Origin of the sequence: Streptomyces niveiscabiei (genome assembly GCF_033794345.1) — a bacterium.
Taxonomy (GTDB): domain Bacteria; phylum Actinomycetota; class Actinomycetes; order Streptomycetales; family Streptomycetaceae; genus Streptomyces; species Streptomyces niveiscabiei.
On record NZ_JARAYJ010000020.1, the window covers coordinates 104519 to 119741 of the forward strand.

The window sequence follows — 15223 nt, forward strand, 5'->3', positions numbered from 1 at the left end:
CTGTGTGAGGGTCGGTAAGGGGTGCCCTCCGAGTTGAGGTGTGACAATCGCACTCTTCGGGACGGTTATTCTTAGGTCACCCTCGTCCCGTCAGTCACCCGTCTGGAGTCGTCCGTGCGCATCGACCTGCACTGCCACTCCACCGCCTCCGACGGTACGGACACCCCCGCCGAGCTGGTCCGCAACGCCGCTGCCGCCGGGCTCGACGTCGTCGCCCTCACCGATCACGACACGACCCGCGGGTACGCCGAGGCCGTCGCCGCGCTCCCCGAGGGGCTGACCCTCGTCACCGGCGCCGAGCTGTCCTGCCGTATCGACGGCGTCTCCCTGCACATGCTCGCCTACCTCTTCGACCCCGAGGAGCCCGCGCTCCTCGCCGAGCGCGAACTGGTCCGCGACGACCGGGTGCCCCGCGCGAAGGCCATGGTCACGCGGCTGCGGGAACTCGGCGTCGACGTCACCTGGGAGCAGGTCGCCCGCATCGCCGGGGACGGGTCCGTCGGGCGTCCCCACGTCGCCGCCGCCCTCGTCGAGGCCGGCGTCGTGGCCTCCGTCGACGACGCCTTCACCGAGCAGTGGCTCTCCGACGGGGGCCGCGCGCATGTCGCCAAGCACGAGACCGACCCCTTCGAGGCGATCCGGTTGGTGAAGGCGGCCGGCGGGGTGACGGTCTTCGCCCATCCCGGCGCCAGCAAGCGGGGGCTCACCGTCCCGGACACCGCCATCGCCGAGATGGCCTCCGCCGGGCTCGACGGCATCGAGGTCGACCACATGGACCACGACGCCGAGACCCGGGTACGGCTGCGGGGGCTCGCCCGCGAACTGGGGCTCCTCGTGACCGGTTCCAGCGACTACCACGGCAGCCGCAAGACGTGCGTGCTGGGGGAGTACACGACCGACCCCGAGGTGTACGGGGAGATCACGCGGCGGGCGTGGGGGGCATTTCCGGTGCCGGGGGCCGGGGGAGCCTGAGGTCGACCGGGGTTCGGTCTCGCCGGGCGGGGGCTGATTCCGCCGGGGCGGCGGGGTCGGGGCTGCGGCTCGGGCCGGCTGGTCCGTGGGTTCGGGGCGCTCGGGGTCCGTCGTCGGCGCGTTGCCGTCGCCCTCCCCTTCTGTCCTCCCTCCTCTTTCCGTCAACTCTCTCAAGGCTGCTCCATCCATGTTCGACGTCGCTGTCTTCGGCTCTCTCTTCCTCACCCTTTTTGTCATCATGGATCCCCCCGGGATCACGCCGATCTTCCTCGCGCTCACCTCCGGCCGGGCCGCGAAGGTGCAGAAGCGGATGGCGTTCCAGGCCGTGTGTGTCGCCGGTGGGGTGATCACGGTGTTCGGCCTGCTGGGCCACCAGATACTTGACTATCTGCATGTCTCGGTGCCCGCATTGATGATCGCGGGCGGTCTGTTGCTTCTGTTGATCGCGCTGGATCTGTTGACGGGCAAGAGCGACGAACCGAAGCAGACCAAGGACGTCAATGTGGCCCTCGTCCCGCTGGGCATGCCGCTGCTGGCCGGCCCGGGGGCGATCGTGTCGGTCATCCTCGCCGTGCAGAAGGCGGACAGCGTCGCGACGCAGGTGTCCGTGTGGTGCGCGATCCTCGCGATCCACGCCGTGCTGTGGCTGGTGATGAGGTACTCGCTGCTCATCATCAGGTTGATCAAGGATGGAGGCGTCGTGCTGGTGACGCGCCTCGCCGGGATGATGCTGTCGGCGATCGCGGTGCAGCAGATCATCAATGGAGTGGTACAGGTGGTCAATGCATCGTGAAGTTGGTGCATACACAGAGCCCCCGTACGGTGTCGGCACCGTACGGGGGCTCTGAAGTGTGGTGTGCTCGCGCGTTACGACGCCGAGCGGTCTGCCGGGCGGATCCAGAGCCGCTGCCCGATGGCGGCGGCGTCCTGCACGATCCGGTTGACGGAGGCGGCGTCCACGACAGTGCAGTCCACGGGCGTGCCGTCGACGTCGTCGAGTCGCAGAATTTCGAAGCGCATGGCTTCTCCCTTCGTCGGTTGTCCTCCTGAGGAGAATCGCTGTTACGTATGGAGTCAACGGGACTCGTGTTACGAACATTCCCTACGCTAAGGAAATTTTTCGAACAACTAACTACCAAGCAGTAGGGAAGACTGAACGGGATCGGTTGTGTTCGCTGCGTGACCGGCGGGACAATGGGGAGGATGAGTGACGACCTCGGGCCCCTCGTGGACCGCCTCGACCGTACGAACGACCTGCTCAGACGGGTGCTCGCCGAAGTTGCGAAGACGCCCTCCACACACGCGATCTTCGTCGACGCGGGGTATCTCTACGCCGCGGCGGGCCGCCTGATCGCCGGCACGGAAGACCGCAGGTCCTTCGACCTCGACGCGGAGGGCCTCCTGGAGGCGCTCATCGACCGCGCGCGCCAGGTCTTCGCGGACAGCCGACTCCTCAGGGTCTACTGGTACGACGGCGCCAGACGCCGCATCCACACCGCCGAACAGCAGTCGATCGCGGAGCTTCCCGACGTCAAGGTTCGCTTGGGCAACCTCAACGCGAACAATCAACAGAAGGGCGTCGATTCATTGATCCGTACAGATCTCGAATCCCTCGCCCGGCACCGCGCGATCAGCGACGCGGTCCTCCTCGGGGGCGACGAGGACCTCGTCTCGGCGGTCGAGGCCGCGCAGGGCTACGGCGCGCGCGTGCACCTGTGGGGGATCGAGGCGCCGGAGGGCCGCAACCAGGCGGAGCCGCTGCTGTGGGAGGTCGACAGCCAGCGCACCCTGGACCTCGAATTCTTCAAACCGTACGTGTCGCGGCGCACCGCCGTCTCGTACGAGGGGCCGGCGGCGAACCGGCCCACGCGCGAGGACGTCCGGTTCGTGGGGGCGCAGATCGCGGCGAAGTGGCTCGTGGAGCGCGGGCGGGAGAGCCTCGCCGAACTCCTGCCGGGGCACCCGTACCTGCCGGGGTCCGTCGACCAGGATCTACTGGTCGAGGCGGAGGGGATCCTCCAGTACTCGCTGCGCGGGCAGGCGGATCTGCGGCGGGCGCTGCGGGACGGGTTCTGGGAGCACGTCCAGACGCAGTACTGATTCCTCGGCGGCCAGGGTTAGTTGGGCTCGCGCGCGAGGTCGTCCGCTCGTTCGTCCGCCGGTCCGGTCGTCCGCCGGTCCGCGCGCTCGTCCGTCTGCCCGTCCGTCCGCGGCTCGGTCTGCGTGTCCGTCTGTGTGGCCGTCTGCGTGTCCCAGAAATCCGCCAGCGCCTGGGCGGTTGAGGCCGGCTGGTCCATGTTCGGCGAGTGGTCCGCGCCCTCGATCACCGTCCGGCGCGCGGAGAGCCGTACCGCCATCTCGTCCAGCAGAGGCACCGGCCACGTGTCGTCGGTCGAACCCGACAGGACGTGGAACGGCAGGGGCAGTGCGGCGAGTTCGTCCACGCGGTCCGGTTCCGTGCACAACTGGCGTCCCGTGGCGCGGAGTTGGGCGGGCCGGTGTCCGGTCCAGCGGTTCCTCATCGACTCCGGTGTGCCGAAGCCCTTCGCCGGTCCGCCGACGTCCTCCGGCGGCCCCATCGCCACGATCACCTCCCACACCTCCGCCATGCTCATCACGGCCAGCGCCTCGTGCAGCATCGCGACGCGCTGCTTCTGCGAGTCGGAGATCTCCGCCGGGCCCGACGACATCAACGTCAGGCTGCGGAACGGGACTCGGTCGAGCAACACCGCCGCCCGCGCGACCTGCCCGCCCATCGAGTGCCCCAACAAGTGCACCGGCCCGCCGAGGAACCGCGCCTGCGCAAGGACGTCCCTCGCCAACTCGCCCTGCGCGTACGGAGCTTCGTCCGCCTCGGGCCCGTACGACTGATACTGCCCCCGGCCGTCCACAGCGACCGTCCGATACCCCCGTGCCGCCAACGGCCCCTGGAGGAAGTGGAAGTCCTCCTTGCTGCCGGTGAACCCGGGAAGCAGCAGGGCGACACCCCGGTAGGGCACGCTCGCGCGCGCGGGCGTGTCGATCGCCGCGAAGTCGCCGCGCGGGGTGCGGAGCGTGAGGGGGCGGGCTGCGGGGGGCAGGGGGAAGGTCACTCGGGGAGGGTATCCGGGGGGTCAGGGCCGCGGGGGCGCGGGGTGAGGGCCGGGGGAGCTTCGGAAACGCCGACGGCCCGGCCCCGTGAGAGGGGGCCGGGCCGTCGGCGTTCGTCGCTGCTCAGCCGTCCGTCGGCTCCACGGCGGCGGCCTTCCGCGTGCGGCGCGGCTTCACGACCGGCTCCTCCGTCGCCTGCGCCGGGATCTCGGCGGCGGTGGCCGCCTTCCGGGTCGTACGGCGGCGCGGCTTGGCCTCCTCGGCGGCCTCGACCGGCGCGGCCGGGGCCTCGGAGGGGGCGGCCGTCTTGCGGGTCCGACGCGGCTTGGGAGCCTCGGCGACACCCTCAGCCGCGTCGACAGCGGCCTCGGCGGCCTTCGTCGCGGCCGTCTTGCGCGTACGACGGGGCTTGGCCTCGACGGCGTCGTCCGCAGCCGTCTCCACGGCGGCGGCGGTCTTCCGCGTACGGCGCGGCTTGGCTGCTGCCTCGACGACAGCCTCAGCGGCCTCCACAGCGGCCTCGGCGGCCTTGGCGGCGGCGGTCTTGCGGGTCCGACGCGGCTTCGCCTCGACGGCCTCGGCTGTGTCGACGGCGGCTTCGGCGGCCTTCGCGGCGGCCGTCTTGCGAGTCCGGCGCGGCGCGGCTTCGGCGACCTCGGCGGGGGCCTCGGCAACGGGCACGGCTTCGGCGGCCTTGGCCGCAGCCGTCTTCCGGGTCCGACGGGGCTTGGCCTCGACGGTGTCGACGACAGCCTCAGCGGCCTCCACAGCGGCCTCGGCGGCCTTGGCGGCGGCGGTCTTGCGGGTCCGACGCGGCGTGGGAGCCTCGACAGCGCCCTCAGCGGCCTCCACAGCGGCCTCGGCAGCCTTGGCGGCGGCCGTCTTGCGCGTACGGCGCGGCGCGGCCTCAGCGGCGGCCTCAGCGACCGGCGCGGCCTCGGCGGTCTTGCGCGTACGACGGGGCTTGGCCTCGACCGCGTCGACCACCGCTTCAGCGGCCTCCACCGGAGCGGCGGCGGTCTTCCGCGTACGGCGCGGCTTGGCTGCTGCCTCGACGACACCCTCAGCGGCCTCCACGACGGCCTCGGCGGCCTTGGTGGCGGCCGTCTTGCGCGTACGGCGCGGCTTCGCCTCGACGGCCTCCACGACAGCGGCGGCCTCAGCCGCCACCTCGGCGACCACAGGAGCCTCGACAGTCTGCGTCGACTCCTTACGCGTGCGCGTACGGCGACGCGGTGCCGCCTCGGCCGTCTCCACGGCGACCTCGGCAGCGGCCGGCGCCGACGGCGTCGTACCAGCGGCCGACTCGGTCTCCACCACGGACGCGACGGGCGCCTGGCCCTGCTCGTCACCCCTGCGCGTGCGCGTACGGCGACGCGGCTTGCCCTCGGCGGTGTCGACAGCGGCCTCGGCAGCCGGCGTCTCCTCGACGGGCGGCGTCACCGGCGTCGTGACGGCCGACTCCTCCTGCGCCCCACCGCGCGTACGGCGCCGACGGCGCGGCGTACGCGCGGCCGGGGCGGTCTCCTCGACGGCGGACGGCTGCTGCTGCACGGCAGGCGCGGCGCCCTGCTCCAACGGCGAGCCGTTGCGCGTACGGCGACGGCGGCGCGGCGTACGGGACGGGCGCTCGGAACCGGCCTCGGCGGGCGCGGACTCGCCCCGGCCGCCACGGCGGTCACGGTCATCGGAGCCACGACGGCGGTCCCGGTCGCCACGGCCACGACCGCGGCCACCCGGCTCGCCCAGGTCCTCCAGCTCCTCCGCGTCGAGACCCGCGCGCGTGCGCTCGGAACGCGGCAGGACACCCTTCGTGCCCGCCGGGATGTTCAGGTCCTCGAAGAGGTGCGGGGACGTGGAGTACGTCTCCGGCGGGTCGTTGAAGTCGAGCTCCAGCGCCTTGTTGATGAGCTGCCAGCGCGGGATGTCGTCCCAGTCGACGAGGGTGATCGCCGTACCCGACGCGCCCGCGCGACCGGTGCGGCCGATGCGGTGCAGGTACGTCTTCTCGTCCTCGGGGGACTGGTAGTTGATGACGTGGGTGACGTTCTCGACGTCGATCCCGCGCGCGGCGACGTCGGTGCACACCAGCACGTCGACCTTGCCGTTGCGGAACGCGCGCAGCGCCTGCTCGCGCGCGCCCTGGCCGAGGTCGCCGTGGACCGCGCCGGAGGCGAACCCGCGGCGCTCCAGCTGCTCGGCGATGTCGGCGGCCGTGCGCTTGGTGCGGCAGAAGACCATCGCGAGCGCGCGGCCCTCGGCCTGGAGGATGCGGGCGACCATCTCGGGCTTGTCCATCGAGTGCGCGCGGTAGACGTGCTGCGCGATGTTCGCGACGGTCGCGCCCTCGTCGTCCGGCGCGGTCGCGCGGATGTGCGTCGGCTGCGACATGTACCGGCGCGCGAGGCCGATGACGGCGCCCGGCATGGTGGCCGAGAACAGCATCGTCTGACGCCGCGCCGGCAGCATGTCCATGATCTTCTCGACGTCGGGCAGGAAGCCCAGGTCGAGCATCTCGTCGGCCTCGTCGAGGACCAGGCACCGGACGTGCTTGAGGTCGAGCTTCTTCTGGCCCGCGAGGTCGAGCAGGCGCCCGGGGGTGCCGACGACGACGTCGACGCCCTTCCTGAGGGCCTCGACCTGCGGTTCGTACGCGCGACCGCCGTAGATCGCCGTCACGCGTACGTTGCGGACCTTGCCGGCCGTCAGCAGGTCGTTGGTCACCTGCGTGCACAGCTCGCGCGTGGGGACGACGACGAGGGCCTGCGGAGCGTCTGTGAGCGCCTCAGGGGCGGCGCGGCCGGCCTCGACGTCCGCGGGGACGGTGACGCGCTCCAGGAGCGGCAGACCGAAGCCCAGCGTCTTTCCGGTGCCCGTCTTGGCCTGGCCGATGATGTCCGTGCCGCTGAGGGCGACGGGGAGGGTCATCTCCTGGATGGGGAAGGGGTTGATGATGCCGACGGCTTCGAGGGCCTCGGCGGTCTCGGAAAGGATTCCGAGATCTCTGAACGTCGTAGTCAGGGTGCTGCCTCTTCTGTGTACGCGGTGCGAGGCGAGCGCGGGGGTCTTTGACGGACCGTGCCGGGGGACGTCGGCGGCCTTACGGACCAGCCGTAGGGCACGGGACCTCTGCCGACGCTCTAGCGCTCGTACCGCTGAGGGTCCCTCCGGACGCCGTACGCGATGTGCCGTACGGACCAGGAGGGCTGTCGGGTCGGAGCCGATCGGGCCAGCGACCGGGCATCCTCATACATGGGCCTGCGAAGTACACGAGGTACCAGCAGGCGCATTACCACCATACCCCGGAATCGTGCACATGTGATGGCCGATTCGGTCACGTCATCGTTCTCACAGGATCCGGCCGGGGTTCGGCCCCCGCGACCGTACGGCTGCGACCCCGCTCGGCGGCGGGGCTCACGGCCTCTCGTCGGCGGACTATTGTGCGTTTCATGACGACGTCTGACCACGCCAACGAGTCCGCCGAAACCCCCGAGCACACCGGCATCGCCGCCCAGGACTGGGACCGGGCGGCGACCGAGCCGCAGTACCGGGCCGCCGTCGTGGACCTCCTCGGTGCGCTGGCCTACGGCGAGCTCGCGGCGTTCGAACGGCTCGCGGAGGACGCGAAGCTGGCGCCCACCCTCGCGGACAAGGCCGAGCTGGCGAAGATGGCGTCCGCCGAGTTCCACCACTTCGAGCGGCTGCGGGACCGGATCACCGAGATCGGCGCGGAGCCCACCGAGGCCATGGAGCCGTTCGTCGCGGCCCTCGACGGCTTCCACCGCCAGACGGCGCCCTCCGACTGGCTGGAGGGGCTCGTGAAGGCGTACGTCGGTGACTCCATCGCCAGCGACTTCTACCGGGAGGTCGCCGCGCGGCTCGACTCCGACACGCGCGCGCTGGTGCTCGCCGTCCTCGACGACACCGGTCACGCCGGGTTCGCCGTCGAGCGCGTGCGCGCGGCCATCGACGCCGACCCGCGCGTGGGCGGGCGGCTTGCACTGTGGGCGCGGCGGCTGATGGGGGAGGCGCTGTCGCAGTCCCAGCGGGTGGTCGCCGAGCGGGACGCGCTGTCGACCATGCTGGTCGGCGGGGTGGCCGACGGGTTCGACCTCGCGGAGGTGGGGCGGATGTTCTCGCGGATCACCGAGGCGCACACGAAGCGGATGGCGGCGCTGGGGCTGGCTGCTTGACAGCGGCGGCCTGAAAGGGCGTCAGGGGCGCGGGGAGTCGTCCGCGCCCGCCCGGGTGTCCCGGCCCCGTCACGCCGGGATCGATCGCTCCCGCAGGCGCCCCGCCGACGGGCGCAGCAGCAGCGACAGGGACGCCGTCGCCACCACCACCGCGCCCAGCAGGCTCGGCAGCAGGCCCGAGGCGAACGCCGTGTGCGTGACGAAGTCGCCGAACAGGGCTCCGGCCGTGCCGGTCGTCAGGACCAGGGAGGCGGCCGGGAGACGGTGCGGGAGGCGGCGGACCGCTGCCCACGCGAGCACCAGACCGAGCAGCGCGGAGGCGAGCGCTTCGAAGATCATGTGGGTCCCTCCCGTACGGCCGTCCGGTGCACCAAGGTCGTAGCCGTCATACCCGTGACCTGCGGAATGCAATCCTCCCCTGTGCGGGAGATGTGCTCCGTCCGTGAAGAAACGATCAAGGGCCCGGCGACTGTGACAGTCGCCGGGCCCTCGTGTGCCTGTGCCTTACGCGCCGAAGCCCACCTTGCGCGGAGCCGGCTCGCCGAGCTCCACGTAGGCCAGACGGTCCGCCGGGACCAGGACCTTGCGCCCGTGGTCGTCCACGAGGCTGAGCAGCGACGACTGGCCCGCCAGTGCCTCGGCCACCGCCCGCTCGACCTCCTCCGCGCTCTGACCGCTCTCCAGAACGATCTCGCGGGGCGCGTGCTGCACGCCGATCTTGACCTCCACGGCTATGTCCCTCCGACGGTCAGTGAGTGCGCGGGCGTCCGCGCCGTACGCTGCACACATTAGCCCGGCGGGGCGACGGACACGGCGCGGGCCACCCACGCCAGGAGCGAACACCGTCCGGGAACAAAAACGCGAACTGTGGCGTCGGTGGGCTGCCGTGGCGCCGGTGACGTCCGCGTCAGGCGCCGTTCTGGTCCGCCCCGTGCTGTTCGGCTCCGTGCTGTTCCGCCCCGTGCAGTGGGAACCCGGCGATGCCGCGCCAGGCGAGTGAGGCCAGCAGCTGGACGGCCTGGTCGCGCGGGACGCTGCGGTCGCTGTGCAGCCACGAGCGGGCGACGACCTGGGCGAGCCCGCCGAGCCCGGAGGCCAGCAGCATCGACTCCGCGCGCGAGAGGCCCGTGTCCTCGGCGATGACGTCGCAGATCGCCTCGGCGCACTCGTTCGTCACCTTGTCGACGCGCTCGCGCACGGCCGGCTCGTTCGTCAGGTCCGACTCGAAGACCAGCCGGAAGGCGCCGCCCTCGTCCTCCACGTACGCGAAGTACGCGTCCATCGTCGCGCGCACGCGCTGCTTGTTGTCGGTCGTCGACGCCAGTGCCGTGCGCACCGCCTGGATCAGTGCCTCGCAGTGCTGGTCGAGGAGCGCCAGGTACAGGTCGAGCTTGCCCGGAAAGTGCTGGTAGAGCACCGGCTTGCTGACACCCGCGCGTTCGGCGATGTCGTCCATGGCGGCCGAGTGGTAGCCCTGTGCCACGAACACTTCCTGGGCGGCGCCCAGCAACTGGTTCCGCCGGGCACGGCGCGGCAAGCGCGTGCCTCGCGGGCGCGTAGCCTCAGTCTGCTCGATGGCTGTCACGCCGCCTCCCAAAGTCGTCCACATGCGGTGTGCTGTGCTGGCCGCGCCGCCATCGTACTTTTCGGTAACCGTGGTGTGCGCGGTGCGAGCGCAGAATTTCACGGACCGGGGCGGCGGGAAAAGCCGCACAGAAGTGACGCGAGGGGTTTCGGCCCGGCACGTTCCGGGCATACGAGGCGCTCTCGACGGCCCTCCCGGAGGCGGCCGGCCGGATCAGCGGTAGTCGTCCTCGTCCTGTGCGACCACTCGGGACTGCTCCAGCAGGTCCCCCTCGGCGGCGCGGGTCGGGTCCGCGTCCTCCAGGGAGTCGTCCTGGTGCGGGGTCAGCTCCGCGCGCTGTTCGGCGGCGTCGTTCTCGGGGGCCTCGACGTCGGTCTGTCCGTCGCGCTGTGCGTCGTGCTCGAAGGTGTCGGGATCCGTGGGGTCGACGGGTTCGGTGGCCATGACGGGTCTCCCTTCCGCTGGGGTTCGCGTCCACCGGGGGCCGGTGTGGAGCCGAGGGGTTCCGGGCGGTGCCGATGGGGTCCGGCTGATGCCGATGGGTCCGGGTGGTGCCGAATGGGTCCGGGTGGTGCGGAGTCGCTTTCGAGCCTAGGAGACGTCCCGCGCGGGTGCCATGTCGCGTCAGCCCGCGCGTGTGCGCGGGACGTCCACCGACCGATCGTGTTCCCGTGTGATCGGTTCCGTTCTCCTCTTGTGCGTTCTGTCACGCCTTCTGTGGCGGCGATCGCATGTAAGGGGGTGTGATCGTCTCGTAACATTGCCGCATGTCTTCGACCGAGGTGCCAACTCCGCCGCCCGTCAACGTCTTTCCCAAGGCGTTGCCCGTCCGGGTCGCGGAAGGCGAGCGCCTGAGGTCGGTGCGGCTGCCGGGGGCGACGCTCACAGTCCGTTCCCGGCCCCCCGCGCGCGAGGGGCTGCCTCCGGCGCTGTACGTCCACGGCCTGGGCGGTTCCTCGCAGAACTGGTCGGAGCTGATGCGGTGCCTGGAAGGTGACGTCGACAGCGAGGCCGTCGACCTGCCGGGCTTCGGTGACTCCCCGCCGCCGGACGACAGCAACTACTCGGTCTCCTCGCACGCGCGCGCGGTCATCCACCTCCTCGACTCCTCGGGGCGCGGCCCGGTCCACCTGTTCGGCAACTCCCTGGGCGGCGCGGTCTCCACGCGCGTCGCGGCCGTCCGCCCCGACCTGGTCCGCACGCTCACCCTGGTCGCGCCGGCCCTCCCCGAGATCCGCGTCCAGCGCACCGCCCTCCCGACGGGACTGCTCGCCGTTCCCGGTGTGACCGCCCTGTTCACCCGCCTCAGCCGCGACTGGACGCCGGAAGACCGCGTCCGGGGCGTCACGGCGCTCTGCTACGGCGACCCCGCGCGCGTGACGCCGGAGGGCTTCCAGGCCGCCGTCGAGGAGATGGAGCGGCGGCTGCGGCTGCCGTACTTCTGGGACGCGATGACGCGCTCCGCGCGCGGGCTCGTCAACTCCTACACCCTCGGCGGCCAGCACAACATGTGGCGCCAGGCCGCCCGCGTCCTCGCCCCCACGCTGCTGGTCTACGGTGCCCGCGACCAGCTCGTCGGCTACCGCATGGCCCGCAAGGCCGAGCGCACCTTCCGCGACTCCCGGCTGCTGTCCCTGCCCGACGCCGGGCACGTCGCGATGATGGAGTACCCGGAGGCTGTCGCCGCCGCCTTCAGAGACCTCCTCGCCCAGACCGCCGACGCCGACACCGGGAGCTGAGGCGCGTGGGACGGCACAGCCGACGGGGACCCGCGCCGAAACCGGCGAAGAAGGGGACCGGGGCCACGCAGGGCGGGGCTCCCGTCGAGGGCGCTGCTTCCTCGCGGGGCGGATTCCCCTCGCCTGGCGGTTCCGGCGAGCGGCCTCCGCTGCCCACGCGCAACTCCGAGGCGTCCTGGCACGAGAGCGGGGCGCCCTCCGTGGGGCCCTATCGCGGGAACGGCGCGCCCCAGGGGGGTGTTCCTCAGGGGACGCCTCCTTATGGGTTTCCCCCGCTCGACGGGGCGCCCGCGCGCGGGTACCCCTCGGTGCGCGGGGGGCATCCCGAGCAGCGGGAGGCCGGGGGCGGCTGGGGTGCGCTGGGGGAGGGCGGCGTGGGGCGGCCGTCCGTCGTGCCGAGGCCGCGGGTGGGAGGTGGACCGCGGCAGGAGTATGTGGACGCGTTCGGGGACGGGGCTGGTCAGGTGGACGGCGGCGGTCGTGCCGTCAATGCGGTCAACGCAGTCAATACCGTCAATGTGGTCAACGGGTCCGGTCGTGCGGACACGGCTGTCCATGCTGCCCATGCCGTCCATATGGACGTCGAACTCATTGACCAACTTGATCGACGTGACCATGTTGATCGAGGTATCGACCATCCATCGACACCTCTCAACCCCGTCGACCCGGTCAACCCCGACGTTGACGCCGAAGCCCCGGCCCCGGCGAAGAGCGCCAAGGGCCGCGCCTTCACCGGCATCGCCGCGGCGGCCGTCACCACCGTCCTCGCCGTGGTCGTCGCCGGGCAGGTCGCCGACGACGGCGGCGACGACACGGCGGCCCGCACCGAGTCGCAGAGCGAACGGTCCACGCAGACGGGCGGCGCGGTCGGCGTCCTCCCGAGCCCGTCCGCGCCGGCGGGCGTGAAGCCGCTGTCGTACGACGAGAAGATGGCCGTGAAGTACCCGCTGGCCGCGGACCTCAAGGGGTCGGGGAAGTTCGACGCGGTGCCGGGCGTCGACAAGGCGCCGGGGAAGGGCCGGAAGTACACGTACCGGGTCGACGTCGAGCAGGGGATAGGGCTGGACGGCGGACTGTTCGCGCAGGCCGTGCAGAAGACCCTGAACGACAACCGGAGTTGGGCGCACAACGGGGCCCGGACCTTCGAGCGGATCTACAGCGGACGGCCGGATTTCGTCATCACGCTCGCGAGTCCCGGCACCACCGCGTTCTGGTGCGACAAGTCCGGCCTGGACACCACGCAGGACAACGTGTCCTGCAACTCCACCGCCACCGAGCGCGTGATGATCAACGCGTACCGCTGGGCGCAGGGTTCGCCGACGTACGGCGACCAGATGTACCTGTACCGGCAGATGCTGATCAACCACGAGGTGGGGCACCGGCTCGGGTACGGACATGAGACGTGCGACAAGGAGGGCGACCTGGCTCCCGTCATGCAGCAGCAGACGAAGTTCCTGGTCTTCAAGGGGATCCGCTGCCGGCCCAACCCCTGGGCGTACCCGGGCAGTTGACAAACGGCTCATAAGTCACGTTGACATGCGCACCGATTTTCGTTCATATTTCTGCCCATGTGGTCTAGTCATGCCGTCGCCAGCGCAGCCATCGAGCTCGCGCTCATCGGCGTGACCGCGCTCTGTGTAGCCGACATCCACTGTTGCTGACGCCCCGCCCTCATGCGTGCGCGCGTCGGATCCCCAGCCTTATGTCGTGACCAGGGTCACTTTTCTTCGACTCTCCGCCGCCGGGGCAGACGCCTGTCCGCGATCGTCTCACTCCTCGTCAATCTGTCTCGAATACCGGGACGACTGTCGAGATGGGGTGCGATCCGGTCAAGTCAGTCCACTGAATCAACCTCACAGTCAACACAATCAGCCCGGTCAACCCGACCGGTCCGGTCAATCGAGAGGCCCCCACCGATGCGTCAACCGTCCGTCATAGCCCGCCGCGTGGCCGCGGCGTCCGTCAGCCTGGTCGTGGCAGCGGGTGTCGCCGCCTGCGGGCCGGATGACAACGACGCCAAGGGCTCCTCCGGCGCCGACGCCACGCCCCACAAGGGCGGCACCCTCTCGGTGCTCAACGCCAACCCCCAGAAGAACCTGGACCCGGCGCGCCTCTACACCTCCGGCGGCGGCAACGTGCCGTCCCTCCTCTTCCGCACGCTCACAACCCGCAACCGTGAGAACGGCGCCGAGGGCACGAAGGTCGTCCCCGACCTCGCCACCGACACCGGCCGCCCCAACAAGGACGCGACCGTGTGGACGTACACCCTCAAGGAGGGACTCAAGTACGAGGACGGGACCGCGATCACGACCGCCGACATCAAGTACGGCATCGAGCGCTCCTTCGCGCCCGAGCTGTCCGGCGGCGCCCCCTATCTGCGGGACTGGCTGGTCGGCGCCGCCGACTACCAGGGCCCCTACAAGGACCCCAAGGGCCTCGCGGCGATCGAGACGCCGGACGCGCGGACCATCGTCTTCCACCTGAACAAGCCCGAGGGCGAGTTCCCCTTCCTGGCGACGCAGACGCAGTTCGCGCCGGTCCCCAAGGCCAAGGACACCGGCACCAAGTACATCGAGCACCCCGTCTCGTCCGGCCCCTACAAGGTCGTCACGAACGAGAACAACGGCGAGCACGTCGTCCTGGACCGCAACCCCAACTGGTCGGCCGCGACGGACGCCGAGCGCAAGGCGTACCCGGACAAGATCGACGTACGCTCCGGCCTCGACTCCGCGGTGATCAACCAGCGGCTGTCCGCGTCCCAAGGGGCGGACGCCGCCGCGGTCACCACGGACACCAACCTCGGCCCGGCCGAGCTGGCGAAGGTGACCGGCGACAAGAACCTCGCCGCGCGCGTGGGCACCGGTCACTTCGGCTACACGAACTACATCGCCTTCAACCCGAAGGTGAAGCCGTTCGACGACCCGAAGGTGCGCCAGGCGATCTCCTACGCCGTCGACCGCTCCTCCGTGGTCAACGCGGCCGGCGGCTCCGCGCTCGCCGAGCCCGCCACCACCTACCTGCCGAACCAGAAGTCCTTCGGCTACACCCCGTACGACCTCTTCCCGGCCGGGGCGACGGGCAACGCCGCCAAGGCGAAGGAACTGCTGAAGGAGGCGGGCCACCCGAACGGGCTGACCGTCACGCTGACGCACTCCAACGACAAGAACTTCGAGACCAGCCCCGAGATCGCGACCGCGATCCAGGACGCGCTCAAGAAGGCCGGCATCACCGTCAAGCTCCAGGGGCTCGAGGACAACGACTACTCCGACACGGTCCAGAGCGTGAAGACCGAGCCGGGCTTCTTCCTCGCCCACTGGGGTGCCGACTGGCCCTCCGGCGGTCCCTTCCTCGCTCCGATCTTCGACGGCCGCCAGATCGTGAAGGACGGCGCGAACTTCAACTCCGCCCAGCTGAACGACAAGTCGGTCAACGACGAGATCGACGCGATCAACAAGCTGACCGACCTGGACGCCGCCGCCAAGCGCTGGGGCGCCCTCGACAAGAAGATCGGCGAGCAGGCGCTGACCGTCCCGCTGTTCCACCCCGTCTACAAGCGGCTCTACGGCAAGGACATCAGGAACGTCGTGATCAGTGACTGGACGGGTGTCCTGGACATCTCGCAGGTCGCGGTCAAGTAGTCGATA

The 15223-nt window shown here is 70.9% G+C and carries 15 protein-coding genes; 8 read left to right on the forward strand and 7 right to left on the reverse strand.

What is annotated here, in order from left to right; translation table 11 throughout:
- The first annotated feature begins 114 nt into the window (after positions 1-114).
- Both PV682_RS25895 and PV682_RS25900 read left to right on the forward strand, forming a co-directional pair.
- Positions 115-972: a PHP domain-containing protein gene (locus PV682_RS25895; RefSeq protein ID WP_319733865.1), complete on the forward strand. Its 858-nt coding sequence runs from the start codon at positions 115-117 to the stop codon at positions 970-972.
- A 187-nt stretch (positions 973-1159) separates the two neighbouring features.
- Positions 1160-1765: a MarC family protein gene (locus PV682_RS25900; protein WP_055720197.1), complete on the forward strand. Its 606-nt coding sequence runs from the start codon at positions 1160-1162 to the stop codon at positions 1763-1765.
- Between the two features lie 74 nt (positions 1766-1839).
- Here the strand turns inward: PV682_RS25900 and PV682_RS25905 are convergent, their stop codons facing one another.
- Complete coding sequence (locus PV682_RS25905) at positions 1840-1992, reverse strand: hypothetical protein (protein ID WP_010350503.1); 153 nt, start codon at positions 1990-1992, stop codon at positions 1840-1842.
- A gap of 183 nt (positions 1993-2175) precedes the next feature.
- Between PV682_RS25905 and PV682_RS25910 the strand changes: the two genes are divergently transcribed.
- Complete coding sequence (locus PV682_RS25910; protein ID WP_319733868.1) at positions 2176-3072, forward strand: NYN domain-containing protein; 897 nt, start codon at positions 2176-2178, stop codon at positions 3070-3072.
- Between the two features lie 17 nt (positions 3073-3089).
- Here the strand turns inward: PV682_RS25910 and PV682_RS25915 are convergent, their stop codons facing one another.
- Both PV682_RS25915 and PV682_RS25920 read right to left on the reverse strand, forming a co-directional pair.
- Entirely contained in the window at positions 3090-4064 is a 975-nt protein-coding gene (locus tag PV682_RS25915; RefSeq protein ID WP_319733870.1) for an alpha/beta fold hydrolase, read from the reverse strand.
- 121 nt (positions 4065-4185) lie between these two features.
- Positions 4186-6990, reverse strand: coding sequence for a DEAD/DEAH box helicase (locus PV682_RS25920; protein WP_319733872.1), 2805 nt, complete (start codon positions 6988-6990; stop codon positions 4186-4188).
- Between the two features lie 512 nt (positions 6991-7502).
- Here PV682_RS25920 and PV682_RS25925 point away from each other — a divergent pair.
- Entirely contained in the window at positions 7503-8255 is a 753-nt protein-coding gene (locus PV682_RS25925; protein ID WP_055721229.1) for a ferritin-like fold-containing protein, read from the forward strand.
- A gap of 69 nt (positions 8256-8324) precedes the next feature.
- Here PV682_RS25925 and PV682_RS25930 read toward each other — a convergent pair whose 3' ends face one another.
- The 4 genes from PV682_RS25930 to PV682_RS25945 all read right to left on the reverse strand — a co-directional run bounded on the left by PV682_RS25930 (position 8325) and on the right by PV682_RS25945 (position 10284).
- Positions 8325-8594, reverse strand: coding sequence for a hypothetical protein (locus PV682_RS25930; RefSeq protein WP_319733875.1), 270 nt, complete (start codon positions 8592-8594; stop codon positions 8325-8327).
- Positions 8595-8759: 165 nt separating this feature from the next.
- Positions 8760-8984, reverse strand: a complete 225-nt coding sequence (locus PV682_RS25935) for a DUF3107 domain-containing protein (protein WP_010350493.1) — start codon at positions 8982-8984, stop codon at positions 8760-8762.
- A 178-nt stretch (positions 8985-9162) separates the two neighbouring features.
- Positions 9163-9840: a TetR/AcrR family transcriptional regulator gene (locus PV682_RS25940; protein ID WP_319733876.1), complete on the reverse strand. Its 678-nt coding sequence runs from the start codon at positions 9838-9840 to the stop codon at positions 9163-9165.
- 213 nt (positions 9841-10053) lie between these two features.
- Positions 10054-10284, reverse strand: a complete 231-nt coding sequence (locus tag PV682_RS25945) for a hypothetical protein (RefSeq protein WP_319733878.1) — start codon at positions 10282-10284, stop codon at positions 10054-10056.
- A 323-nt stretch (positions 10285-10607) separates the two neighbouring features.
- Between PV682_RS25945 and PV682_RS25950 the strand changes: the two genes are divergently transcribed.
- The 4 genes from PV682_RS25950 (at position 10608) to PV682_RS25965 (ending at position 15217) form a co-directional block, all read left to right on the forward strand.
- Complete coding sequence (locus PV682_RS25950; protein WP_319733880.1) at positions 10608-11579, forward strand: alpha/beta fold hydrolase; 972 nt, start codon at positions 10608-10610, stop codon at positions 11577-11579.
- 5 nt (positions 11580-11584) lie between these two features.
- Positions 11585-13090 carry a DUF3152 domain-containing protein gene (locus PV682_RS44375; protein WP_407705742.1) on the forward strand — a complete coding sequence of 502 codons (1506 nt, stop codon included), beginning with the start codon at positions 11585-11587 and terminating at the stop codon, positions 13088-13090.
- A 57-nt stretch (positions 13091-13147) separates the two neighbouring features.
- Entirely contained in the window at positions 13148-13240 is a 93-nt protein-coding gene (locus PV682_RS25960) for an Ms4533A family Cys-rich leader peptide (protein WP_316685627.1), read from the forward strand.
- 255 nt (positions 13241-13495) lie between these two features.
- Positions 13496-15217 carry an ABC transporter substrate-binding protein gene (locus PV682_RS25965; RefSeq protein WP_319733886.1) on the forward strand — a complete coding sequence of 574 codons (1722 nt, stop codon included), beginning with the start codon at positions 13496-13498 and terminating at the stop codon, positions 15215-15217.
- Positions 15218-15223: the final 6 nt, after the last annotated feature.